The following is a 23,153-nucleotide window of genomic DNA, read 5'->3' on the forward strand; positions in this document are numbered from 1 at the left end:
CCATCGAAAGTCGAATGCGAGCTGGAAACGTCCGTACATCTGAAACGATGCCCTGGAACCGGCTCATCAAGCTTGGCTCATACAGCGATGAGTTCGCTGCTCGGGATGTGCCCCGCGTCAGGCGGCCGATGCGGTAGCGACGGTCATCGATGGGCTGCCACCTCACTGCGGCCCGGCCTTCATCGGCGACGCAGAGGAACTGGCCGCCTACGAGGGGGCGCGGGACGGCAGGGAGAGCGGCCGAGACGCCGCATGCGCCGATCATCCGGCCGAGCGGACCGCCCTGACCAGAGCCTGTGCCCGGGGATCGGCGGTGACTCCCTTGCGCATGCCGTTGGTGACGTAGCCGAGGGCGGTGCCGGACTCCGGGTCGGCGAAGCCGAGCGATCCGCCGCGGCCCGGGTGACCGAAGGAACCGGGGCCCAGCAGCGGGGAGGCCGGCCCGTGGAGCATGTAGCCGAGGCCGAAGCGGGTGCCGACCACGAGGACGCGGTCGGGGCCCGTGGACTCCTCGGTGCGGGCGAGGGTGAGCGTGGCGGGGGCGAAGAGCCGGTGGCCGTCGACCGCGCCGATCGTCGCCGCGTAGAAGCGGGCCAGTGCGCGGGCGGTGGAGACGCCGTTGGAGGCGGGAAGTTCGGCGGCGCGGTAGGCGGGGTCGTTCTCGTCGGGCATCGGGTCGATGGCGCCGAAGGCCCGGCGGGTGAGGGAGTCCGGGTCGCGGTACGCCTCCGCCACGGAACGCTTGGGGCGCAGTCTCAGCCCGCCGCCGGACGCCGTGGGCGGTTCCTCGATCCGTCCGATCCTGCCGGTGCGGTGGGCCTCGTCGTCGGGAACGCCGATCCAGAAGTCCAGGCCGAGCGGGCGGGCGATCTCCTCGGCGGTCCAGCGGCCGATCGTGCGTCCGGTGACCCTGCGTACGAGTTCCGCCAGCAGCCAGCTGTAGGTCTGCGCGTGATAGCCGTGGTCGGTACCGGGTTCCCACGCGGGTGCCTGGGCGGCGACGGCCCGTGCCCCGGACGCGCCGTCGGCGGCCTCCGCCACGGTGAGCGGCCGGTCGAGCACGGGCACTCCGGCCCGGTGGGACAGCAGATGCCGGACGAGCGCACGTTCCTTGCCCGCTGCCTTGAACTCCGGCCAGTACGTGCCGACGGGCGCGTCCAGGTCGAGCTGTCCGCGCTGGTGCAGCAGCAGCGGTACGGCGGCGGCGAAGCCCTTCGTGGCCGAGCGGACGACCTGCGCGGTGTCCACGGCCCACGGCTCGGCACCGTCCACGTCCCGGGTGCCGCCCCAGAGGTCGACGACCTTCACTCCGTCCCTGTAGACGGCCACGGCGGCACCGCGCTCCCCGCGTGCCTCGAAGTTGCGTATGAACGCGTCCCGGACGGGCTCGAAGCCTTCCGCAACCGTGCCCTGGACGTCCACGTCCACCTCTCCCTGCTGTTCCGGCCCGCTCCTCGCCCCATCATGGTGCAACGTGCCGGGCCGTGACCGGATTCCGGGTCGGTCCCGGGCCGGTGGGGCGGGCGCCGAACGCCGCCGGTGGTGGGCGGGCCGGTTGCGGCGGGCCCCGGAAGCCCGCCGCATGCTCACGCGCCCGTCGTCACGGCCCGCGGATCGAAGCCGAAGGGCAGCTCGAGCCGGTGCGCGCGCATGAGTTCGGGGTCGGCGAGCAGGTCCTGGGTACGCCCGTCGGCGGCGATCACGCCCTCACTGAGGATCACCGATCGCGGGCACAGCTCCAGGGCGTACGGCAGATCGTGTGTGACCATCAGGACGGTGACGTCCAACGAGCGCAGGATGTCAGCGAGTTCACGACGCGATGCCGGATCCAGATTGGACGAGGGTTCGTCGAGGACGAGGATCTCCGGCTCCATGGCGAGGACGGTCGCGACCGCCACCCGGCGCCGCTGGCCGAAGGAGAGGTGGTGCGGCGGCCGGTCCAGGTACTCGGCCATCCCCACCCGGTCGAGCGCCGTGCGGACCCGCTTCTCCAGCTCCTCCCCGCGCAGCCCGGCCGCCGCCGGGCCGAAGGCGACGTCCTCCCGGACGGTCGGCATGAACAGCTGGTCGTCCGGGTCCTGGAAGACGATGCCGACCTTCCGCCGGATCTCGGCCATGTGCTGACTGCCGACGGGCAGCCCGGCGACGGCGACCGTGCCGGCGCCGCCGGTGAGGATGCCATTGAGATGGAGGACGAGGGTGGTCTTGCCGGCACCGTTGGGGCCGAGCAGGGCGACGCACTCGCCGCGGCCGACGGTCAGATCGACGCCGAAGAGGGCCTGGTGGCCGTCGGGGTAGGCGTACGCCAGCCCGCGAACGTCGAGGGACGGCGGGACGGCGGCTGCCGGGGGGAGCGAGGTCATAGGGTCCAGCCAAGCAGACAGACGGCGAGCGCCGAGAACGGGAGCGCGGCGGCGTACGCCCACTGCGCGCGGGACGCGGTCACCTCGTCGATGACGGGCATGGTGCCGGTGTAGCCGCGGCTGACCATCGCCAGGTGCACCCGCTCGCCGCGCTCGTAGGAGCGGATGAACAGCGCACCCGCGGACTTGGCGAGCACGCCCCAGTGGCGCACCCCGCGGGCCTCGAACCCGCGCGAGCGCCGGGCGACGGACATCCGCCGCATCTCGTCGGTGATGACGTCGCCATAGCGGATCATGAAGGACGCGATCTGCACCATCAGCGGCGGCAGCCTCAGCCGCTGCAGCCCGAGCAGCAGGGAGCGCAGCTCGGTGGTCGAGGCGAGGAGGACGGAGGTGGCGACGCCCAGCGTCCCTTTGGCGAGGATGTTCCAGGCGCCCCACAGCCCCGGCACGGAGAGGGAGATGCCGAGCCACTCGGTGCGCTCGCCCGGCACCAGGAACGGCATGAGCAGCGCGAAGGCGACGAACGGGATCTCGATCACCAGCCGCCGCAGCACGAACCCCGCCGGGATCCGGGCCGCCGCGGCGACCGCGCCCAGCAGCAGCGCGTACAGGCCGAAGGCCCAGACCGCCTCGCGCGGGGTGGAGACCACCACCAGCACGAAGCAGAGGGCGGCGGCGATCTTGCAGTGCGACGGCAGCCGGTGGACCGGCGACTCGCCGTGCCGGTACAGCCTGTGGGCGTGACCTGTGCTCATTCTCCCGCTTCCGCTTCTCAGCCCCGTACGGATTCCTTGGGGGCCCCGGCGGTGTGGCCGCGGCGGCGGACCACGACGAACACGCCGGTGCCCACCACCAGCGTCGCGCCGACGCCGATGACTCCCGCCAGGCCGCCGGAGACCCGCACGTTGTCGATGCTGGTGACGCCGTAGTCGGCGAGCGGGGAGTCGGCGGCGGCGTGGTCCTCCACCTCCTTGTCGATGCCCTTGTCGGCGGCGACCCGCTCCAGTCCGTCGGGGTTGGCGGAGGCGTAGAAGGAGACGAAGCCGGCGAGGAGCAGGGAGATCACGAGGCCCGCGAGCAGCACCGGACGCGGTGAGGCGGCGGGGGCCGGCGCGGACTCGGGCCGGACGTCGACCAGTTCGCCGTCCACGCGCAGCTTGAGCGGCGCCGACAGCCCGCGGGCGCCGTGGACGAGGTCGGGCCGCACGGCGAGGACGGCGCCGACCGTCGCCGCCGTGATGGCGGCCTCGCCGATGCCGATGAGGACGTGGACCCCGGTCATCGCACCCAGGACCGTGCCGATCGGCACGTCGGTCGTGCCGCCGATCGCGTAGAGGAGCGTGAAGGCCACGGCTGACGCCGGCACGGACACCAGAGCGGCGAGGAACGTGGCGACCGTCACCGACCTGCGCTTCTTCGGCAGCACCCGGACCAGCGCGCGGAACAGGGTGTAGGCGACGACGACCGTGACCACGCCCATGAGCAGGATGTTGACGCCGAGCGCCGTCAGACCGCCGTCCGCGAACAGGACTCCCTGGAGCAGCAGTACGACGGAGACGCACAGCACCCCCGTGTACGGCCCGACGAGGATCGCCGCCAGCGCCCCGCCCAGCAGATGGCCGCTGGTACCGGCCGCGACCGGGAAGTTGAGCATCTGGACGGCGAAGATGAAGGCGGCGACGAGTCCCGCGAGCGGCGCCGTCCGCTCTCCCCCATGGCCGCCGGCACGGGTGTCCCCCAGCTCTCGCCGGGCACCGCGCAGGCTCACGGCCACGGCACCGGCGGCGACGACCCCGGCCGCCGCGGAGACGGGGACATCGATGAATCCGTCGGGGACATGCATGGCGGGCTCCGCTTCCGGGGGCAGGCCACATCGGCCTGACTGGTCAACCGTCCGATGATGCGCCCTGTTGCGAACTCTTTGCAAGAGTGGTTTTTCTACAGGTGCAACCGACCCGCCTGGGTGTTTAGAAGTACATATGCGACATTAGATAGTAAAGAGAACCAGAGGTGAGGAGCGTCCGATGTCCCACACTGTCGAGAGCCCCTCTGTCGAAGAGCATGCGAAGGCCCGGATCATCAACGACGCCCCTCACTACCGATCAGTGCCCGTGGCCCTCCGCTACGAGCCCGGCAGGGAGCCCGACGCGGTGCGGTGCGTCTTCCCGAGCGGCATCGAATGGGCCTTCCGCCGAGAGCTGCTGGAGACGGGACTGCGCGCACCCGCCCGGCGCGGTCCGGTCTCCGTCTGGCCGTGCGGCCGCGCCCAGGTGATCGTCGAGTTCCATTCGCCGGACGGTGTGGCGGTGATCCAGTTCGACACCCGCCCCCTCGTGCGCTTCCTGCGCCGCACCTACACGGAAGCGGCCGCGCCCGCCACCAGGGTGTGACGGACACGGCCACCGCGCCTTCCGGCTCACGGGCGCCCACCGGTCGTCGACCGGTGGGCGCCCGGCGTCCCTCCGGCGCTCTCCCGGATCCCGGAGCCGGTCCGGGCGGACTTCCCGGAGGCGGTCCGGGCCGACGTCACGACACCGGTCCGGGCGGACGCGATCCGGCGGGACGGACGGACCAGCGGACGCGGTCGGCGCCGGACCGTACCGCGCGGCGCTCAGGCGCCGACCAGTTCCCGCTCCTTGCCGCCGTCGCCCGCCGGGGCGTCCGCGCCACCCAGCTTCTCGCCCTCGACGTCCACGCTCGGCAGCACCCGGGCCAGCCAGCGCGGCAGCCACCAGGCCCTGCCGCCCAGCAGCGCGAGCACCGCCGGCACGATCGCCATCCGGACGATGAAGGCGTCGAAGAAGACCGCGATCGCGAGACCGAAGCCGATCATCTTCACCATCTGCTCGCTGGAGCCGATGAAGCCCGCGAACACCGCGATCATGATCACCGCGGCGGCGGTGACCACCCGGGCCCCGTGCCGGAAACCGGTGACGATCGCCTGGCCCGGCCGCTCGCCGTGCACGAACGCCTCGCGCATCCGCGTCACCAGGAACACCTCGTAGTCCATGGCGAGGCCGAAGACGACACCCACCATGAAGATCGGCATCATCGACATGATCGGGCCCGTCTGCTCGACGCCGAACAGCGAGCCGAGCCAGCCCCACTGGAAGACCGCGACGACCGCACCGAGGGCGGCGACCACCGAGAGCAGGAAGCCGAGCGCCGCCTTCAGGGGCACCAGGACGGACCGGAAGACCACCATCAGCAGCAGGAACGCCAGACCGACGACGAGCGCCAGATACGGCACCAGCGCGTCGTTCATCCGCTGCGAGAAGTCGATGTTCATCGCCGTGGCGCCGGTGACGTGCACGTTGTCGCCGCTGGTCTCGCGGATCGTGTGGACGAGGTCCTCGGTCTCCGTGGAACTGGGCCGGTCCTCGGGGATCACCGTGATCATCGCCGTGTCGCCGGCCTTGTTGTACGTGGCCGGGGTGACGGCCGCGACGCCGTCGAGTCCCGCGATCTCCTTCGCCGTGCCGTCCGCGGCGGCCTTGTCGCCGTCGACGACGACGAGCAGCGGCCCGTTGAAGCCGGGGCCGAAGCCGTCGGAGAGCAGGTCGTACGCCTTGCGCTGGGTGGTGCTGGTGGGCTGGGAGCCGTCGTCCGGCAGTCCCATCTCCAGCGAAGCGGCAGGCACGGCCACGGCGCCGAGGCCCACGACACCGGCGAGCAGCACGGCGACCGGGCGGCGCAGCACGAACCGGGCCCACCGCGTGCCCATGTTGGGCCTGTCGCCGGCCTGCGCGGTCCTCTTGCGCGCCTTGCGGCCCAGCACCCTCTTGCCGGCGAAGCCGAGCAGGGCCGGGATCAGGGTGAGGGCGATGAGCACGGCGATGGCGACCGTGCCGGCGGCCGCGAAGCCCATCTTGCTCAGCATGGGGATGTTGACGACGGCCAGACCGACGAGAGCTATGACCACGGTCAGTCCCGCGAAGACGACGGCGGAACCGGCCGTGCCGGTGGCCCGTCCCGCTGCCTCCTCGTGGTCACGCCCCTCGGCCAGCTCGGCCCGGTAGCGGGAGACGATGAAGAGCGCGTAGTCGATGCCGACGGCGAGGCCGATCATCGTGGCCAGGGTGGCCGTGGTGGAGCCGAGGTCGAGAGTGCTCGCGAGCGCCGTGATGGTGGAGACGCCGATACCGACGCCGATGATGGCGGTGAGCAGCGGCAGACCGGCCGCGACCAGCGAGCCGAAGGTGATCACGAGGACCACCGCGGCGACGCCGACGCCGATGATCTCGGACGCGCCGGTCTCGGGGGCGGCCTGCAGCGCGTCGCCGCCGATCTCGACGGTCAGCCCGGCGCCCTTGGCCTTCTCACCTGCCTCGGTGAGGGCCTCGCGGTCCTCCTCGGCCAGCTCCATGCCGCTGACCTTGTAGGAGACCTGGGTGTAGGCGATGGTGCCGTCCCGGCTGATCGCCTTGGCCCGGTACGGGTCGACGACCGAGGCGACCTGGTCCGAACCGGACTTGAGTGCGGCGACGGCCTTCTCGACCTCGGCCCGGTGGGCGGGGTCCGTCATCTTCTCGCCCTCGGGCGCCTTGAAGACGACGCGTGCCGTCGCTCCGTCGACGCTGGTGCCCGGGAAGCGCTCGTCGAGCAGGTCGAAGGCCTTCTGAGCCTCCGTACCCGGTATGGAGAACGAACTGGACGCGGCGGTAGGCGCGGAGGAGGCGGCGAAGCCGGCGAGTGCGAACAGCGCCACCCAGAGCAGCGCGACGAGCCGTCGGCGCCGGAAGGCGAACCGTCCGAGTTTGTAGAGGAACGTGGCCACGAGATGGGTCTCCCGGTCAGGTCGTTGGGGCGGATGGGCAGGCTTGACCAGCCCGACGACGTGAGCGGTGCGCGTCAGGTGGGGCTTTGCGGAATGCGGGGTGGGGAGGGTGTGGCGCGGGGAGAGGAGGGGGATGTCAGTCGCCGTCGGCGGGGACGCCCAGTGCGGGGAGCACGACGGCGTCCAGGTACTCGTGCAGGAAGCCCTGGGACAGGGGCTCGTCCTTGATCAGCGGATGGGCCACGAACGCGCCCACCAGCATGTGCGACAGGTACTTCAGGGCGGGGTTGTCCGTGGAGATCTCACCGCGGGCGACCGCCCGCTGCAGCAGCATGTCGAGCCCGGTGATCTCCGGCTCGATGAACAGCTCGCGCAACGCCTGCAGCAGATCGTCGTTGTCGTGGACCGCCCGGGCGAGGCCGCGCATCAGCGCGGTGTCCCGCTCCATCTGGCAGTCGTCGGACTGCGACACCATCTCGTGGAGGTCGCCGCGCAGGCTGCCGGTGTCGATCCGGGAGATGTCCACCGGCTTGCTGTGCCGCAGTGACATGGCGACCAGCTCGGGCTTGCTCCCCCACTGGCGGTAGAGGGTCGCCTTGCTGGAGCGGGTGCGGGCGGCGACGGCGTCCATGGTGAGGGCGTCGTAACCGACCTCGCACAGCAGGTCGAGCACAGCTTCGTACAGCTCGGCCTCGCGCTCGGGCGTGAGTCTGCTACGTGCCATGACCGACCTTCCGAACGAAACGGTTTCGTACAGAACGACTGTACCCCCGCCGCTGAGCGAAACGAAACCGTTTCGTACGTGTCCTGGGCCACAGTGCGTCGCCCGGGTCGCCACGGGCCGCCCCGCGGCCGCCACGGGAAAGTCCGTCCCCACGAGTTGCCGGGCCCCCCGCACGCGGAAAGCATTTAGGAGTGAGTGAAGACGTCGCGTATCTCCGCTTTCCGCATCTGCACGACGACTTGCTGTGCTTCGCGGCCGAGGACGATCTCTGGATCGCCCCCCTCGTACCCGCGGGCCGGAGCCCCGGCCGGGCCTGGCGGCTCACCGTCGACCGGACCCGGATCGGACACCCCCGCTTCTCCCCGGACGGCAGCCTGATCGCCTACACGACCTGGCGCAGCCTGGACCCGGAGATCCATCTGGCGCCGGTCGACGGCGGCCCGGCACGCCGCCTCGGCTACTGGGGCTCGACCGACACCCGGGTCTGCGGCTGGGACCCGGACGGCAACATCCTCGCGGTCTCCTCGCACGGCCAGCCGTTCTCGTACTTCTCCTGGGCCTACAAGGTGCCCACGGACGGCGACCCCGGAAAGCGCCTCCCCTGGGGACCGGTCTCCGACATCGCCGTCGCAGGCGGCGAAGGACAGCACCGCACCCTGCTGCTCACGGGCAAGCCGCCGCACGAGCCGGCCGGGTGGAAGCGCTACCGCGGCGGCGCGATGGGGCGCCTCTACCTGCACGGCGAACGGCTGCTGGCCGACATCGGCGGCCATCTCGACTGCCCGATGTTCGTGAACGGCCGCATCGCGTTCCTCTCCGACCACGAGGGCGTCGGGAACCTCTACTCGTGCCTGCCCGACGGTACGGACCTGCGCCGCCACACCGACCATGACGCCTTCTACGCCCGGCACGCCTCCAGCGACGGCAGCCGGGTCGTGTACCAGTGCGCCGGCGACCTGTGGGTCGTCGAGGACCTGGCGCCGGAGTCCCGGCCGCGGAAGCTGGACGTCCGGCTCGGCGGCCCGCGCGCCGGACGGCGCCGCTACCAGGTCCCCGCCGCCAGCCACGTCGACGGGCTCTCCGTGGACACCACGGGCAGGGCGAGTGCCGTCGTCGTACGCGGCAGCCTCTACTGGCTGACCCACCGCGACGGTCCGGCGCGCACCATCGCCGACACCCCGGGCGTCCGGGTGCGGTTGCCGGTGATGCTCGGCAGCGGCGGCGGGCAGGTCGCGTACGTCACCGACGCGGACGGGGAGGACGCCGTCGAGATCGCGTATCTGCCCCGGGCCAGCGGCGACCGGCCGCCCCGGCGGCTGGCCACCGGCCGGCTGGGCCGGGTGCTGGAGATGGTCTCGGACCCGGCCGGGGAGCGGCTCGCGATCGCTTCGCACGACGGGCGGCTGCTGCTGCTCACGGTGGCGGAGGAGGAGACCGCGGCGGAGCGGGCGCAGAGCACGGGGGACGGAGGAGACGCCGGGGAAGCGTCCGCGACCGACGGGGCGGACGGTACCGGGGCGCCGGGACACGAGACCGACGGGGCCGAGGCGTACGGAGCCGGGACGAACGGCACGGGCACGAACGAGACCGGAACGGACGGGCCCCGCCCCGACGGAGCCGGAACGTCCGGGGCGTCCCGAGCCGAGGCGGCCGAGGCCGGGACCGGGGCTTCCGGCGGCTCGGAAGCCGGCTCCACGGGCCGGCCCGGCGGCACGGCCGGCCCCGGCGGCACGGACTCCGGCTCCGTCGGCGAACACGGCGGCACGGGCGAGGACCTCGTCACCGAACTGATCCGCTCCGGCAACGGGCCCGTCCGCGATCTCGCCTTCTCCCCCCTCGGCAACTGGCTCACCTGGTCGCACCCGTTCATCGGCCGCTCCCTGCGCCAGATCAAGATGGCCCGCATCGACGGCCCCGGCCCGCGCACCGTCGTCGACGTCACCAACGGCCGCTTCGAGGACGAGTCCCCCGTCTTCACCCGCGACGGCCGCTATCTGGCCTTCCTGTCCTGGCGCGGCTTCGACCCCGTGTACGACGTCCACACCGGCGACCTGTCCTTCCCGCTGGGCTGCCGCCCCTACCTCGTACCGCTGTCGTCCGCGACGCCGTCGCCGTTCGCGCTGCTGCCCGACGGGCGGCCGGCGGCCGGCGGGCTGGACCCCACCGAGGCCGACATGGGGGAGGGCGCAGCGATGGTGGAGGTGGAGGGGCTGGAGAGCCGGGTCACGCCGTTCCCCGTGGCCGCGTCCAAGTACTCGTCGCTGCACCCCGTCGCGGGCGGCGGTCTGGTATGGCTGCGGTGGCCGATCTCGGGCGCGCTCGGCGAGACGTTCGCCAACCCCGCCGACCCCTCGCACCGGCCGACCCTGGAGTACTTCGACATCCCCAAGGCCCGCAGGGCCGAACTCGTCGCGCACCTCGACTGGTTCGCGGTCAGCGGCGACGGCTCCCGGCTGGTGGTCTTCGACGACGGGGAGCTGCGCGCCGTGCCCGCGACCGAGTCCGGCGACAGCGACTCCACCGTGTACCTCGACATGCGCCGGATCCTGCACGAGGTGGACCCGCCCGCGGAGTGGCGGGGCGCGTACGAGGAGGCCGGCCGGCTCATCCGGGACTACTACTGGGACCCGGGCATGTGCGGGATCGACTGGAGCGGTGTGCTGGACCAGTACCGTCCGCTCCTCGAACGGGTCGCGTCGCCCGACGAGTTCGCCGATCTGCTCCGCGAGGTGCTCGGCGAACTGGGCACCTCGCACGCCTACGTCACCCCCGCGCGCCGCAACGAGGGGCCTCCCCACTACCAGCGGGCGATGGGACTGCTCGGCGCCAACCTGGCCCGCAGGGAGGAAGGCTGGGCCGTCGTGCGGATCCTGCCCGGCGACTCCTCGGACTCCAAGGCGCGCTCCCCGCTCGCCGGCACCGGCATCCGCGAGGGGGCCGTGCTGACCCATGTCGACGGACGTCCGGTGGACCGGGTGACCGGCCCGTACCCGCTGCTGTCCGCGGCGGGCGGGACGACCGTGGAGCTGACCTTCCGGCCGGCCGAGGGCGAGGGCCGACCGCGACGGGTGGCGGTCGTGCCGCTGGTCGACGAGCGCCCCCTGCGCTATCAGGACTGGGTCGCCAAACGGCGCGCGGTCGTACGGGAGATGAGCGGCGGCGAGTGCGGCTACCTCCACATCCCGGCCCTCGGCGGTTCCGGCTGGGCGCAGTTCAACCGCGATGTGCGGATGGAGGTTTCCCGGCCGTCGCTGATCGTGGACGTGCGCGGCAACGCGGGCGGCCACATCAGCGAGCTGGTCATCGAGCAGCTGAGCCGCACGATCCTGGGCTGGGACCTGACGCGGAACGCGCAGCCGGTCTCGTACACCTCGAACGCCCCGCGCGGACCGATCGTGGCACTCGCGGACGAGGCGACCTCCTCCGACGGGGACATGATCACGGCAGCGATCAAGCTGCTGGGCCTCGGTCCCGTGGTGGGCCAGCGCACCTGGGGCGGTGTGGTGGGGATGACCGGCCGGCACCGGCTCGCGGACGGGACGGTGATCACGGTGCCGATGAACGCCGCCTGGTTCGAGGCGTACGGCTGGGCCGTGGAGAACCACGGCGTGGAGCCGGACATCTTCGCCGAACGCCCGCCGCTCCACTGGGCCGAGGGCAAGCGCACCGACCTCGACACCGCGGTGCAGGTCGCGCTCGACCGGCTGGCGAAGGATCCGGCCAAGACCCCTCCGGGGTACGAGAACGTCCCCGACCGGCGCCGGCCTCCGCTGCCGCCACGCGGCTGACCGCCATTCCCTGGCGCCGGACGACGGTCGCGGGCCGGAAACCGGGCCCGTCGCCGGGCCGTGGAACCGGGCCCCTCGCCGGCCCACCGAACCGGGACACCCGGACGACGGGCAACGAGCCCGGACCTCGGAACCGGGCGACCGGCGGTGGCCGGCCGCGGGAGAGGGGCGCACCCCGTGCACTGGGTGCGCCCCTCCCGGGTGCCTCGGACGTCAGGCGTCGTGGCGACGGTGCGGCGGCTCGTCGCCCATCTCACGCTCCGGGCGGCGGCGCTCCTGCCCGCGCTCCTGGCCGCGCTCCTGGCCGCGCTCCTGCGGGGGGCGCTGCTGCGGCCGCTGCTGCGGCGAGCGCTGCGAAGCCTCCTGCTTCATGCCGGGCTTCTGCTTCGCCTGCTCCTTGAGCTGCTCCGCCTTGTCCTTGAACTGCTCCTGGATACCCATCTGGTTCACTCCTGGAAGGGTGTGAGGGACGGGGGCCGTTGGGCCGGCCCCCGGGGCCTCGACCAGACTGGCATGCAGGGACATTCCGCGCATTTCGATCAGTTACGCTCCGTACGTTCCCGCTCGTCAGCGGCACCGCCGGCGCCCACGAGCCCCGTTCGGATCCCGGTGAGCCGCGGCTCGAAGCGCCTCATCTCCCGCTGCCCGACGACCCCGACGAGGCCGGGCAGGTACCCGCGGACCGACTGCATCCCGCGCAGCCACCACTGCGCGTACACGTGGGCGGAGCGCCGTTCGATGCCGGCGACGATCCGGTCCACCGCGGGGCCGAGCGGGTACGTGCGGTTCGACGGCCACGGGAGCCGCTGCCGCAGCTCCCGCATCACGTCGTCCCGGTCGGCCCCGCGCACCATGTCCGTGTCGGTCCAGGACAGGTAACCGACGCCCACCTTCACCCCCTTGTGGCCCACTTCGGCCCGCAGGCTGTGCGCGAACGCCTCGACCCCCGACTTGGAGGCGCAGTACGCCGTCATCATCGGCGCCGGGGTGATCGCGGCGAGCGAGGCGATCTGGAGGAAGTAGCCGCGGGACTCGACCAGGACCGGCAGGAAGGCCCGGCAGGTGACCGCGCTCCCGATGAGGTTGACCTCGATGACCCGCCGCCACGCCGCCGGATCGGAGTCCGCGAACGGACCCCCCGACGCCACACCGGCGTTGGCGACGACGATGTCGACCTTGCCGAAACGCTCCTTGACCTCGCGGGCCACGCGGGTCATCGCCTGGTGGTCCGTGACGTCGGCGTGCCAGTGCTCGCACTCGGTGTGCAACCGCCCGGCGACCGCCTTCAGTTCGTCCGGCTCCAGGCCGACGAGCGCGATCCTCGCCCCGCGCGCGGAGAGTTTGCGGGCCAGCAGTTCGCCGACACCGCGGGCGGCCCCGGTGACGACGGCGACCTGCCCTTCGAGGCTGACCCTGGTCATGCGTTCTCCTCCTGCTTCGTACGGGCGCCGGGCCGCGCGGGGGTGTTCCGCTTCAGGTGGGCGTCCACGAGCTTCCTGATCTCCGCGGTGATCCTCTCCGGGGCCTCCACGGGGGTCATGTGCCCCATGCCGGCGAGTTCGACGAGTCCCACGCACTCGGGCAGCGACGCGACGAGCGCCCGGGCGTGCACGATCGGGGTGAGCCGGTCCGCGGTGCCCGCGACGACGACCGTGGGCAGCCTCATCTCCCGTACCCCGGCGTCGAGGTCGAGCCCGGCGAGGACACCCGCCCAGGCCACCCGGGTCGGGCGCGGACAGGCGTGCACGATACGGGCGCACTCGGTGACGCGCTCCGGCACCGTGCCCGGGCCCATCGTCGCGTAGCGCAGGATCCCCTTCGAGATCGGTGTGACCGGTCCGAGCGGGGCGCGCGAGCCGAGGATCGCCCCGGTGAGCCGGGTCCGGAGCCCGCCGGCCCGCATCGGCACCACCAGCGACTCGGCGACCAGCCGCGAACTGCCGGTGCTGCACAGCAGTGCGGCCGCGGCGTGCTCGGCGAACCTCGGCCGGGCGGCGGCCGCCATGAGCGTCATCCCGCCCATGGAGTGCCCGGCGAGCACGGCCCGCTCGCCCGGCTCCAGCGCGGTGGCGAGTACCGCCTCCAGATCGTCGGCGAGGGCCTCGGTGGTGTGCCCGGCCTTCGCGACGGCGGGTGTGCGGCCGTGCCCTCGCTGGTCGTAGGCGATGACCCGGTGGTCGGCGGCCAGCTCCCTGATCTGCGCCGCCCAGAAGTGGGTGGAGCAGGTCCAGCCGTGGGCGAGCACGACGGCGGGTGCTCCGTCCGGGCCGTGCACCTCCACGTGGAGGCGGGAGCCGTCGGCCGAGACGGCGGTGAGCTCGCGGGCGGCGACGGGCGGGGCCGGGGCCGTCGCGGACCGCTTGAGGAGCCGGCTCATGCGCTCTCCTCCCCCACGGCCGCCGCGACCGCTCCGGTGCCCGGGGCCGCCTGATCCGCGGCCGGGGTGCGGGGGGCTCGGAGCACCTCGTACTCGGCGAGGTCGACCGTGCGGGTCTGCCGCCGGAACTCCCCCGTCGTGCCGGGCCAGATGGTGGTGTTGCGGCCGCTTGCGTCGAGGTACCAGCTGGTGCATCCGCCGGTGTTCCAGACGGTCCGCTTCATCCGCTCCTGGACCAGCCGGTTCCAGGCGTGGACGGCGGACGGCCGCGCACCGAGCGCGACCCGGCCTCCGAGGACGTCCAGCTGACGGAGGTAGTCGGCCATGTAGTTGAGCTGGGACTCGATCATCAGGATCATCGAGCTGTTCCCGAGGCCGGTGTTCGGGCCGATGATCGTCATCCAGTTGGGGAAGCCGGCGGCGGTCGCGCCGCGCAGCGACTCCATGCCGTCCTTCCAGGCCTCGGCGAGGGTGACGCCCTCCGCGCCCACCACCCGGTCGGCGATCGGCATGTCGGTGACGCGGAAGCCGGTGCCGAGCACGATCGCGTCGACCTCGGCCTCCGTGCCGTCGGCGGACACGACGGTGGAGCCGCGCACCTCGGTCAGTCCGGAGGCGACGACGTCGACGTTGGGCCGCGCGAGCGCCGGATAATAGTCGCTGGACAGCAGGATCCGCTTGCAGCCGATGCGGTACGACGGAGTCAGCTTCGCCCGCAGCGCCGGGTCCTTGATGGACTTGGCCATGTTGGCCTTCGCCAACGACTCGATCAGACCGAGCTGGTTCGGCCGCTTGGTGAACGCGCTGACCTGCAACTCCCTGATGCCCCAGAGCATTCCGCGGCGCGCGGTCCCGGTGAGCGGCAGTCGCCGGTGCAGCCAGCGCTCGCCGGCGCCGATCGCCCGGTCCATCCGGGGCATGACCCAGGGTGCGGTGCGCTGGAACAGGGTCAGCTTCGCCACCAGGGGCTGGATCGACGGCACGATCTGGATCGCGGACGCCCCGGTCCCGATCATCGCGACCCGCTTGCCGCGCAGGTCGTAGTCGTGGTCCCAGCGCGCCGAGTGGAAGACCTTGCCCGGGAATCCGTCGAGTCCGGGGATCTCGGGCGTCTTGGGGTCGGACAGCGGGCCGGTCGCGGAGACCACGACGTCGGCGGTGAACGCGCCCCGCGAGGTCTCGATCTCCCAGTGCAGTTCGGCGGTGTTCCAGCGCATCGTCAGCACGTCGTGACCGAAGCGGATGTGCGGGCGGATCCCGAAGACGTCGGTGACGTGCTCCAGGTACGCCCGGATGTGCTCCTGCCCGGAGAAGGTCCGGGGCCAGTCGGGGTTGGGCGCGAACGAGAACGAGTAGAGATGGGACGGTACGTCGCAGGCGCAGCCGGGGTAGCTGTTGTCCCGCCAGGTCCCGCCGACCGAATCGGCCCGCTCCAGGACGACGAAGTCGGTGATCCCCTCGCGGCGCAGCCGGACGGCGGCGCCGAGGCCACCGAATCCGGATCCGATCACCGCCACTCGCACGTGCTCGTACTGCTGGCCCATGCCGCCGCCTCCCGCAGACAGACTCCCGCCGAACCGTGCCACCAATCACTGGCACGATGGGAGAGTAGAGCCTCCGCATACCGAGCGGTAGGGGTGGAACCGAACGAGTTACCGGCGGTACAACATAGGCTTGCGGACGTGACGGACGAGCAGCGCACGGATCGCGAAATCCGCGAGTACCGCATGGAGGAGCTGGCCCAGGAGGCCGGCATCACGGTGCGCACCCTGCGCTTCTACCGCGAGCGGGGACTCATACCCCCGCCCCGCAGGGAGGGCCGGATCGCCTGGTACGACGCCCACCACCTGGCCCGGTTGCGCACCATCGCGGCCCTGCTCGAACGCGGCCACACCCTCAGCGGAATCGCCGATCTGGCGTCGGCCTTCGACAGCGGCCGCGACGTCGGCGAGGTGCTCGGCCTCGGCGAGCCGACCGAGGAGACCCCGGTCCGGCTGACCCCGGAGGACCTGGCCGACTACTTCGAGGGCGAGGTCACCCCCGAGAACCTCGTGACGGCGCTCGACCTCGGCTATCTGGCCACCGACGGCGACGAGATCGTCCACATCAGCCGCCGGCTGCTCGACGTCTCCTCCGCACTGGTGAAGGAGGGGGTGCCACTCTCCGCGGTCCTCGCGGCGGGCCGCGAGGTGCGCAGCCACGCGGAGGCGCTGGCGTCCCTCTTCGTCGGACTGCTGCGCTCGCACGCGACGGAGGCGGACGCCGGGCGGCTGCGCCCCCTGGCGAAGAGCGTGGTGGAGGCGGAGCTCTCCATGGCGATGGACCGCCTGCTGCGCGACTCGTGACGGGCGTACCCGGCCCGTCCGTCGGGCACCGCAGGCCCGTCGGACCCTCCGCGGGCGTCCGCGAGCGCCACGGCCGCGCACGGGGGCACCGCCCGCGGGACCCCGGGGCCGGGCGGCCCGCCTCGACGGCCGCCGCCTGGGCGCCGGTCCGGCACTACAGCTCGAACACCGCCGTCACCGGCGCGTGGTCGCTCCACCGCTCGGCATGGCTCGCCGCGCGCTCCACGTACGCCTTCACGCACGCGCCCGCGAGACGCGGTGTCGCCACCAGTAGGTCGATGCGCCAGCCCGTGTCGTTGTCGAAGGCGCGCCCCCGGTAGGACCACCACGAGTACGGGCCCTCCTGCTCGGGGTGCATGGCACGGACGACGTCCACATAGCCGGCACCGGTCCCGCCCTCGCCGTACACACGGCCGAGCCACTCGCGCTCCTCCGGCAGGAATCCGGAGTTCTTCCTGTTGCCCCGCCAGTTCCTGAGGTCGGCCTCCCGGTGGGCGATGTTCCAGTCGCCGCAGACCAGCACGTCCCGGCCGTCGGCGGCCGCCCGCTGCGCGAGGCCCTTCAGATACGGCAGGAACGCGTCCATGAAACGGTACTTCTCGTCCTGGCGCTCGGTCCCGACCTCGCCCGACGGGAGATAGAGGCTGGCGACCGTGACGCCGGGCAGGTCGACCTCCACATAGCGTCCGCTGCCGTCGAACTCCTCGCTGCCGAAACCGGTCCGGACCGCGTCCGGCTCGCGCCGGGTCAGGACGGACACACCGGCGCGGCCCTTGGCGGCGGCCGGGACGTGGACCGCGTGCCAGCCGTCGGGGCTGCGCACCTCGTCGGGGAGCTGATGGGCCTCGGCCCGTACCTCCTGGAGACACACCACATCGGCGGGCGTCCCGGCCAACCACTCGACGAAGCCCTTCTTCGCGGCGGCGCGCAGCCCGTTCACATTCACGCTGGTCACAGTGAGCACCCCGGCACGATATCCGAGGGAGAACCCATCGCATACATGTACGATTACCGGTATGGATATCCAGCCGAGGTCCTTCGACCACCCTGACGCGGTCAAACTCAACGACCAGGTACAGCTGGAGTACGCCGCGCGCTACGGCGACGAGGGCGATGTCACACCGCTCGACCCCTCGATGTTCGTCCCGCCGCGCGGACTCTACCTGCTCGCGTACGACGGGCTGGGCCGCCCGGTGGCCACCGGCGGCTGGCGCACCCAGGACGAGAACGCCGAGGGGTACGCGGACGGCGACGCCGAGCTCAAGCGCATGTACGTCGCCCCCGAGGCGCGCGGCCTCGGTCTTGCGCGGCGCGTCCTGGCGGCGCTGGAGGAGGACGCGCGCGCGGCCGGCCGGATCCGCATGGTCCTGGAGACCGGCACGGCCCAGCCGGAGGCCATCGCGCTGTACACCTCCAGCGGTTACGAGCCGTGCGCCAAGTTCGGCCACTACCGCGAGTACGAGAACAGCCGCTGCTTCGCCAAGCTGCTCGCCGCGCGATGACCCGCCGGCCCGGTAGTCCGCCGGCCCCGGCACTTCCATGCCGGCGCGAACAACAGCCATGACGCGCTCCTGACAAAGTGGGCGCAGTCATGACACCCTTCCTCACGCACGTCTGTCCGCACCGTTCTCATCCCCCACCTGCCCCGGCAGAAGGAGACATGCGTGAGACGCCATCGCACAGCCGCAGCGACCCTGTTAGCAGTCGGCGCTCTGCTCACCGGCGGTCTGACGGCCGCAACCACGGCCCACGCCGCCGCCCCGGCCCCCTCGCCCGCTCCCACCGCCGTGGCCCACCACGCCACGGCCGCCGAGCAGCACCAGGCCCGCACGTTCTGGACCGCGGAGCGAATGCGCGCCGCCGTCCCGCTCGACCTGCGCCTCGGCGCGGACGCGCTCAAGACCCTCAAGACCCCGAAGCGCGGGGCCGTGACGACGACCGTCGGACCCACGGCCTTCCCCCAGGCGGGCGGCGCCTGGACCGGCGGCGGCGCGGTCGTGAAGACCTCCGGCCGGGTCTTCTTCACCTTCCAGGGTCGTACGGCGTCCTGCTCGGCGAACGCCGTGACCAGCCAGAACGCCAGCACCGTCATGACCGCCGGACACTGCGTCAAGTACCAGGGCAGCTGGCACACCAACTTCGTCTTCGTTCCCGCCTACGCCAACGGCCAGGCACCGTACGGCCAGTGGACCGCCACCAAGACGCTGACCACCCCCCAGTGGGAGGCGAGCGAGGACATCAACTACGACATCGGCGCGGCCGTGCTCGCCCCGCTGAACGGCCAGAAGCTGACCGCGGTCACCGGCGCCCAGGGCATCCAGTTCAACGGCGGCTACAACAAGCAGATGTACGCCTTCGGCTTCCCGGCCGCGTCCCCGTACGACGGCACGAAGCTGATCTACTGCAGCGGAAACAGCTCCAAGGACTGGCTGTTCACCCAGGACCACAGCCTCGGCTGCAACATGACCGGCGGCTCCAGCGGCGGCCCCTGGTTCACCGGGTTCAGCGAGACGGCCGGCACGGGCCTGCAGGTCTCGGTGAACAGCTTCGGCTACATCTTCCTGCCGAACCGGATGTTCGGCCCGTACTTCGGCAATGAGGCGAAGGCCCTGTACGACAAGGCCCAGACCGCCTGACGACCGCAGCGGCCGGCGGGACCCCGGGCCCCGCCGGCCGCTGCACACCCATGGACGAGGCCCGCCCAGCCCCGCAAGGATGATCGGATGGCGACCACGCGGCACTGGGCGGACTTCCAGTACGAGATCTATCTGAACGGCATGACGGGCGCCGTGCCCCGGCTGCCCACCGATCTGACACGGCTCGAGGAGCTGGCGGGCCACCGGCTGGGCCCGGGGCCCGTCGGCTACGTGGCCGGCAGCGCGGGCAACGGAAGCACCGCCCGCGCCAACCGCGCCGCGCTCGACCGCCGGCGGATCGTGCCGCGCATGCTGCGTGACGTCCACGAACGCGACCTGTCCGTGGAGGTCCTGGGCCGGCCACTGCCGGCGCCGCTCGCACTCGCGCCCATCGGCGTGCTGTCGATCATGCACCCCGACGCGGAGTGCGCCGCGGCGCGGGCGGCCGCCGCGCGAGGAGTCCCGTACATACTGTCGTCCGCCTCCAGCACTCCGATGGAACAGGTCGCCGAGGCGATGGGCGACGGCGAGCGGTGGTTCCAGCTGTACTGGGCCAAGGACCGCGACGTCACCGCGAGCTTCCTGGACCGGGCCAGGGCCGCCGGCTACACGGCGCTGGTCGTCACCCTGGACACCCCGCTGCTGGCCTGGCGCCCCCGCGACCTCGACCAGGCGTACCTGCCGTTCCTGCGCGGCGTGGGCACCGCCAACTACTTCTCCGACCCGGCCTTCCGGGCCGGGCTCGCCAAACCCGTGCACGAGGACCCGAACGCGGCCGTGACGCACTTCGTCGGCATGTTCGCCGACCCCGCCAAGACCTGGCCCGACCTGGCCTTCCTGCGCGAACACTGGGACGGGCCGATCGTCCTCAAGGGCATCCTCCACCCCGACGACGCCCGCAGCGCCGCCGACGCCGGCATGGACGGCGTGGTCGTCTCCAACCACGGCGGCCGGCAGGTCGCCGGGTCCGTGGCCGCGGCGGACGCCCTGCCCCGCGTCGTCGAGGCCGTGGGCGACCGGCTCACGGTCCTCTTCGACAGCGGCATCCGCACCGGCGACGACGTGTTCAAGGCCCTCGCCCTCGGCGCCCGGGCGGTGCTCCTGGGCCGCCCGTACGCCTACGGCCTCGGCCTCGACGGGCAGGCGGGCGTCGACCACGTCATCCGCTGTCTCCTGGCCGAACTCGACCTCACACTGGCGCTGTCGGGGCACGCGGGCCCCGGCTCGCTCACGCCCGACGATCTGACGGGGGAGTCCGCATGAGCGAGGACCGGCCGGCCGCCAGGCACGTCCTGGCGGTCATCCCGCCCCACATGGGAGGCCGTTCGACCGGTACGGGGCTCGCCGGCCTCGTTCCCGGCGCCCGCGTCACCGTCGTGGAGTCGGCGGACGAGGACCCGGCCGCGCTGCGCGAGGCCCATGCGATCATCACCGCCCTCGCCCCGGTGACCGCCGGGCACATCGCCGCCGCACCCGCCCTGGAACTCGTCCAGTGCGCGAGCCACGGATACGACTACGTCGACCTGGACGCCGCCCGCGCCCGGTCCGTGACGGTCTGCAACATCGGCTCCAGCGGCGCGGAGGCGCAGAACGTGGCCGAGCAGACCTTCGCGCTCATGCTGGCGCTCGCCAAGCAGGTGGTACCCGCCCACACCGCGCTCACCAAGGCCGACTGGGCCCTGCCCCGCCTCCAGCAGTCCCTCACCGAGCTGTCGGGCAAGACCCTCGGCATCGTCGGCCTCGGCGGTGTCGGGCGGGAAGTCGCCCGCCGCGCAGTGGCGTTCGACATGCGCGTCGCCTACACCGGCCGGCGCAGGGCCCCCGCCGACACCGAGTCCCGGCTGGGCGACGCCCGCTTCCTCCCTCTCGACGAACTCCTCCGCGTCTCCGACTACGTCAGTCTCCACGCGCCGCTCACCCCGGACACCCGCCATCTCCTCGACGCCGGACGGCTGGCGCTCCTCAGGCCGACCGCCTTCCTCGTCAACACCGCCCGGGGAGCGCTCGTCGACCAGGACGCCCTCGCAGACGCGCTGGCCGCGGGCACCCTGGCGGGCGCGGGCATCGACGTCTTCGACCCCGAACCGCCGACGGCCGCCCTGCGCCTGCTCAAGGCGCCGAACGTCGTCCTGTCGCCGCACGTCGGGGGCGTGACCCGGGAGACCCTGGTCCGGATCGCCCTGACCGCGGTCCAGAACGTCGTCGACCACCTGGCCGGAGAACCGCTGCGGGACGTCGTGTCGTAGCCGGGCCCCGGGAGTGCTCGCCCGGCCCGAACGGCCGTCGCCGCACCCGGTTCAGGGCAGCGGCAGACCGCGTGCCGCCAGCCAGAGCGCGTACCACTCCTCGTGGTCGAGGTCCGGCTCCTGCCGCGCTGCCTGCCGGCAGGCGCGTATGCGCTCGGGGTTGGCGGTGCCGATCACCGGCGAGACCCGGGCGGGGTGGCGCCGCAGCCACCACAGCAGCACCGTCTCCGGCGTCACGCCCTTCCGCTCGGCGAGGGAGGCGACGAGCCGCGCGGTGGCCTGCTCCTCGCGGGTCTCCTGACGCCCGGTGAACCGGCCCTGCGCCAACGCGCCCCAGGCCTGCAGTTCGATGCCGTTGTCCCGACAGTGCTCGAGGGTGCCGAAGGGGAAGCCGTTCAATGCCGCCTCGGGGGTGTTCACGACCACACCGGCCTCGAGCCAGTCGCGCTTCTGGAGGCTCATCTCCAGCTGGTTCGCGACGATCGGCACGTCCAGCCGGGCCTGGAGCGGGGCGATCTGCGCCGCTCCCATGTTGGACACCCCGAACCGCCGCACCAGGCCCTGCCGGTGCAGCGACGTCAGCGCCTCGGCGATGTCGTCGGGGTCGGCCAGCGGATCGGGCCGGTGCAGCAGCAGTACGTCGATCACGTCGGTGCGCAGCCGCGCCAGGCTCTCCTCGACCCGCCGCACGATGGTCCGCCCGCGCAGGTCGTAGATCCCCGGGCGCTCCCCGTCCGCGAGACGTATGCCGCACTTGGTCTGCACGACGATCCGCTCCCGCAGCCCCGGAGCACGGGCCAGGACCTCGCCGAAGACGGCCTCCGCCTTGCCGTGCCGGTAGATGTCGGCGTGGTCGAACCTGGTGATCCCGCTGTCCAGCGCGGCCTCGACCGCCGCCTCCGCGGCGGCTATGTCCCCGGGGCCGTACGGCGCGGTGTCCCACGTTCCTCCGAGCCCCATGCACCCGTACAGCAGCCGACCGTCCGTCGCGTCCGTCTTCGTCGTCACCCCGTGACCCTACTGACCACGATTCCGCGGGGTCGCCGGGGCTCCGCGCGTACCCAGGACCCGTCACCGAGACACCCCGGCGCCACCTCCTCAAAGGCGGTCTGGCACATGGCACACACCGCGCAGACCCCCGAGCAGTGGCAGATCGAGGCGACCGGCGACGGCCGCGTCTGGTCCCTCCTCGACACCGCCCGGGAGAGCTGCTGGATCACCTTCGCAGATACGGGGCACCCGCGAGCGACAGACCGGCACCGACAGCCGGGTGGGCGGCGGACCTGGGCGGCGAGAATCGATCGCCCCGTTCGCCCTCCACACGGCCGCCTGATGCCCCGGAACCCAAGGACCCGCCCGCATTCGGACACGGCTGGCCCCTGCCGCCGTAAGGCGGGTGAGGGGGTGGCGGCCATCGGCCGCCACCCCCTCACCCGCCAGTCCGAAGCCGTCCCTTCATTACCCGGTCGCGGTCGAGCGCGCGTAGATCTCGTCGGGCTTCGGGAGCTCCACAGCCGGCGAAAGACGCAGTTCGCCAGATTCCTCGTAGTAGCAATAGAGACCGAATTCGGCCGGTCCGGAGAATCCGCACTGACCGCTATTGAAGGTGACGGATACCCACGTGTCGCCCCCGGCAGGGATCGTGTCGACGCCCCAGGAGAACGAGCATTCCGGCTTGGTGTCGGACTCGTCCACCAGTTCGCTCAGCTGGAGCTGCGCGCCTGCGGAGATGGTGCCTGCTCCGCCTCTCTGGAAGTTGATCCAGTCGCCCTCCGGGTTACTCCAGGAGCCGACGATCTGGCCCTCGGTCGGGACGGGGAGAGCTTCCTCCCCTGCGCACCCCGACACACCGACGGCAAGGACGGTGGAGACAGCGGCGGCAAAGAGGAACGGT

Annotated in this window: 20 protein-coding genes; 7 read left to right on the plus strand and 13 right to left on the minus strand. The window is 72.4% G+C overall.

The window, feature by feature from the left end; genetic code table 11:
* Positions 1-261: 261 nt before the first annotated feature.
* The 4 genes from QMZ92_RS19620 to QMZ92_RS19635 form a co-directional block, all read right to left on the minus strand.
* A complete protein-coding gene (locus QMZ92_RS19620) occupies positions 262-1,422 on the minus strand; it encodes a serine hydrolase domain-containing protein (RefSeq protein WP_283298673.1) in 1,161 nt (386 codons plus the stop codon).
* Positions 1,423-1,586: 164 nt separating this feature from the next.
* Positions 1,587-2,363 (minus strand): energy-coupling factor ABC transporter ATP-binding protein, encoded by a 777-nt coding sequence (locus QMZ92_RS19625; RefSeq protein ID WP_283298674.1) that lies wholly within the window; start codon positions 2,361-2,363, stop codon positions 1,587-1,589.
* On the minus strand, positions 2,360-3,121 hold the full coding sequence (gene cbiQ, locus QMZ92_RS19630; protein ID WP_138054760.1) for a cobalt ECF transporter T component CbiQ: 762 nt from the start codon (positions 3,119-3,121) through the stop codon (positions 2,360-2,362). Before cbiQ ends, QMZ92_RS19625 begins: the two co-directional genes overlap by 4 nt.
* Positions 3,122-3,138: 17 nt before the next feature.
* Entirely contained in the window at positions 3,139-4,209 is a 1,071-nt protein-coding gene (locus tag QMZ92_RS19635) for an energy-coupling factor ABC transporter permease (RefSeq protein WP_283298675.1), read from the minus strand.
* A gap of 181 nt (positions 4,210-4,390) precedes the next feature.
* Between QMZ92_RS19635 and QMZ92_RS19640 the strand changes: the two genes are divergently transcribed.
* A complete protein-coding gene (locus QMZ92_RS19640; RefSeq protein WP_283298676.1) occupies positions 4,391-4,756 on the plus strand; it encodes an SsgA family sporulation/cell division regulator in 366 nt (121 codons plus the stop codon).
* Positions 4,757-4,977: 221 nt separating this feature from the next.
* On the opposite strand, the gene QMZ92_RS19645 is transcribed toward QMZ92_RS19640, so the two are convergent.
* Both QMZ92_RS19645 and QMZ92_RS19650 read right to left on the minus strand, forming a co-directional pair.
* A complete protein-coding gene (locus QMZ92_RS19645) occupies positions 4,978-7,143 on the minus strand; it encodes an MMPL family transporter (protein WP_283298677.1) in 2,166 nt (721 codons plus the stop codon).
* 136 nt (positions 7,144-7,279) lie between these two features.
* The gene (locus tag QMZ92_RS19650; protein WP_283298678.1) at positions 7,280-7,867 is read right to left on the minus strand and encodes a TetR/AcrR family transcriptional regulator; all 588 of its coding nucleotides are present in this window, start codon (positions 7,865-7,867) and stop codon (positions 7,280-7,282) included.
* Between the two features lie 191 nt (positions 7,868-8,058).
* Between QMZ92_RS19650 and QMZ92_RS19655 the strand changes: the two genes are divergently transcribed.
* The gene (locus QMZ92_RS19655; RefSeq protein WP_283298679.1) at positions 8,059-11,655 is read left to right on the plus strand and encodes a S41 family peptidase; all 3,597 of its coding nucleotides are present in this window, start codon (positions 8,059-8,061) and stop codon (positions 11,653-11,655) included.
* Positions 11,656-11,868: 213 nt separating this feature from the next.
* Here QMZ92_RS19655 and QMZ92_RS19660 read toward each other — a convergent pair whose 3' ends face one another.
* The 4 genes from QMZ92_RS19660 to QMZ92_RS19675 all read right to left on the minus strand — a co-directional run bounded on the left by QMZ92_RS19660 (position 11,869) and on the right by QMZ92_RS19675 (position 15,576).
* Positions 11,869-12,096 (minus strand): hypothetical protein, encoded by a 228-nt coding sequence (locus tag QMZ92_RS19660; protein ID WP_283298680.1) that lies wholly within the window; start codon positions 12,094-12,096, stop codon positions 11,869-11,871.
* A gap of 98 nt (positions 12,097-12,194) precedes the next feature.
* The gene (locus QMZ92_RS19665) at positions 12,195-13,076 is read right to left on the minus strand and encodes an SDR family oxidoreductase (RefSeq protein WP_283298681.1); all 882 of its coding nucleotides are present in this window, start codon (positions 13,074-13,076) and stop codon (positions 12,195-12,197) included.
* Positions 13,073-14,032: an alpha/beta fold hydrolase gene (locus QMZ92_RS19670; protein WP_283298682.1), complete on the minus strand. Its 960-nt coding sequence runs from the start codon at positions 14,030-14,032 to the stop codon at positions 13,073-13,075. Before QMZ92_RS19670 ends, QMZ92_RS19665 begins: the two co-directional genes overlap by 4 nt.
* Positions 14,029-15,576 carry a flavin-containing monooxygenase gene (locus QMZ92_RS19675; protein ID WP_283298683.1) on the minus strand — a complete coding sequence of 516 codons (1,548 nt, stop codon included), beginning with the start codon at positions 15,574-15,576 and terminating at the stop codon, positions 14,029-14,031. The genes QMZ92_RS19670 and QMZ92_RS19675 overlap by 4 nt, the downstream gene beginning before the upstream one ends.
* Positions 15,577-15,759: 183 nt before the next feature.
* Here QMZ92_RS19675 and QMZ92_RS19680 point away from each other — a divergent pair, with 183 nt between their 5' ends.
* Complete coding sequence (locus tag QMZ92_RS19680; protein WP_283298731.1) at positions 15,760-16,377, plus strand: MerR family transcriptional regulator; 618 nt, start codon at positions 15,760-15,762, stop codon at positions 16,375-16,377.
* A gap of 154 nt (positions 16,378-16,531) precedes the next feature.
* On the opposite strand, the gene QMZ92_RS19685 is transcribed toward QMZ92_RS19680, so the two are convergent.
* Positions 16,532-17,341, minus strand: coding sequence for an exodeoxyribonuclease III (locus QMZ92_RS19685; protein WP_283298684.1), 810 nt, complete (start codon positions 17,339-17,341; stop codon positions 16,532-16,534).
* A 52-nt stretch (positions 17,342-17,393) separates the two neighbouring features.
* Here QMZ92_RS19685 and QMZ92_RS19690 point away from each other — a divergent pair, with 52 nt between their 5' ends.
* From QMZ92_RS19690 to QMZ92_RS19705, 4 genes are all read left to right on the plus strand, one after another.
* On the plus strand, positions 17,394-17,879 hold the full coding sequence (locus QMZ92_RS19690; protein ID WP_283298685.1) for a GNAT family N-acetyltransferase: 486 nt from the start codon (positions 17,394-17,396) through the stop codon (positions 17,877-17,879).
* 162 nt (positions 17,880-18,041) lie between these two features.
* The gene (locus QMZ92_RS19695) at positions 18,042-19,013 is read left to right on the plus strand and encodes a trypsin-like serine peptidase (protein ID WP_283298686.1); all 972 of its coding nucleotides are present in this window, start codon (positions 18,042-18,044) and stop codon (positions 19,011-19,013) included.
* An 87-nt stretch (positions 19,014-19,100) separates the two neighbouring features.
* Entirely contained in the window at positions 19,101-20,276 is a 1,176-nt protein-coding gene (locus tag QMZ92_RS19700; RefSeq protein ID WP_283298687.1) for a lactate 2-monooxygenase, read from the plus strand.
* Positions 20,273-21,259: a 2-hydroxyacid dehydrogenase gene (locus QMZ92_RS19705; protein WP_283298688.1), complete on the plus strand. Its 987-nt coding sequence runs from the start codon at positions 20,273-20,275 to the stop codon at positions 21,257-21,259. The genes QMZ92_RS19700 and QMZ92_RS19705 overlap by 4 nt, the downstream gene beginning before the upstream one ends.
* 51 nt (positions 21,260-21,310) lie before the next feature.
* Here the strand turns inward: QMZ92_RS19705 and QMZ92_RS19710 are convergent, their stop codons facing one another.
* Positions 21,311-22,219, minus strand: coding sequence for an aldo/keto reductase (locus tag QMZ92_RS19710; protein WP_502962095.1), 909 nt, complete (start codon positions 22,217-22,219; stop codon positions 21,311-21,313).
* Positions 22,220-22,717: 498 nt separating this feature from the next.
* On the minus strand, positions 22,718-23,107 hold the full coding sequence (locus tag QMZ92_RS19715; RefSeq protein WP_283298690.1) for a hypothetical protein: 390 nt from the start codon (positions 23,105-23,107) through the stop codon (positions 22,718-22,720).
* Positions 23,108-23,153: the final 46 nt, after the last annotated feature.

Origin of the sequence: Streptomyces sp. HNM0645, from assembly GCF_030056615.1 — a bacterium.
In the GTDB taxonomy this organism is placed as follows: domain Bacteria; phylum Actinomycetota; class Actinomycetes; order Streptomycetales; family Streptomycetaceae; genus Streptomyces; species Streptomyces marianii.

What these genes read in the sequence shown, in the direction of transcription:
- QMZ92_RS19625 (WP_283298674.1), bottom strand. Translation starts at nt 2,363, where the DNA reads ATGACCTCGCTCCCCCCGGCAGCCGCCGTCCCGCCGTCCCTCGACGTT.
- cbiQ (WP_138054760.1), bottom strand. Translation starts at nt 3,121, where the DNA reads ATGAGCACAGGTCACGCCCACAGGCTGTACCGGCACGGCGAGTCGCCG.
- QMZ92_RS19635 (WP_283298675.1), bottom strand. Translation starts at nt 4,209, where the DNA reads ATGCATGTCCCCGACGGATTCATCGATGTCCCCGTCTCCGCGGCGGCC.
- QMZ92_RS19640 (WP_283298676.1), top strand. Translation starts at nt 4,391, where the DNA reads ATGTCCCACACTGTCGAGAGCCCCTCTGTCGAAGAGCATGCGAAGGCC.
- QMZ92_RS19650 (WP_283298678.1), bottom strand. Translation starts at nt 7,867, where the DNA reads ATGGCACGTAGCAGACTCACGCCCGAGCGCGAGGCCGAGCTGTACGAA.
- QMZ92_RS19660 (WP_283298680.1), bottom strand. Translation starts at nt 12,096, where the DNA reads ATGGGTATCCAGGAGCAGTTCAAGGACAAGGCGGAGCAGCTCAAGGAG.
- QMZ92_RS19665 (WP_283298681.1), bottom strand. Translation starts at nt 13,076, where the DNA reads ATGACCAGGGTCAGCCTCGAAGGGCAGGTCGCCGTCGTCACCGGGGCC.
- QMZ92_RS19670 (WP_283298682.1), bottom strand. Translation starts at nt 14,032, where the DNA reads ATGAGCCGGCTCCTCAAGCGGTCCGCGACGGCCCCGGCCCCGCCCGTC.
- QMZ92_RS19675 (WP_283298683.1), bottom strand. Translation starts at nt 15,576, where the DNA reads ATGGGCCAGCAGTACGAGCACGTGCGAGTGGCGGTGATCGGATCCGGA.
- QMZ92_RS19680 (WP_283298731.1), top strand. Translation starts at nt 15,760, where the DNA reads ATGGAGGAGCTGGCCCAGGAGGCCGGCATCACGGTGCGCACCCTGCGC.
- QMZ92_RS19690 (WP_283298685.1), top strand. Translation starts at nt 17,394, where the DNA reads ATGGATATCCAGCCGAGGTCCTTCGACCACCCTGACGCGGTCAAACTC.
- QMZ92_RS19700 (WP_283298687.1), top strand. Translation starts at nt 19,101, where the DNA reads ATGGCGACCACGCGGCACTGGGCGGACTTCCAGTACGAGATCTATCTG.
- QMZ92_RS19705 (WP_283298688.1), top strand. Translation starts at nt 20,273, where the DNA reads ATGAGCGAGGACCGGCCGGCCGCCAGGCACGTCCTGGCGGTCATCCCG.
- QMZ92_RS19710 (WP_502962095.1), bottom strand. Translation starts at nt 22,219, where the DNA reads ATGGGGCTCGGAGGAACGTGGGACACCGCGCCGTACGGCCCCGGGGAC.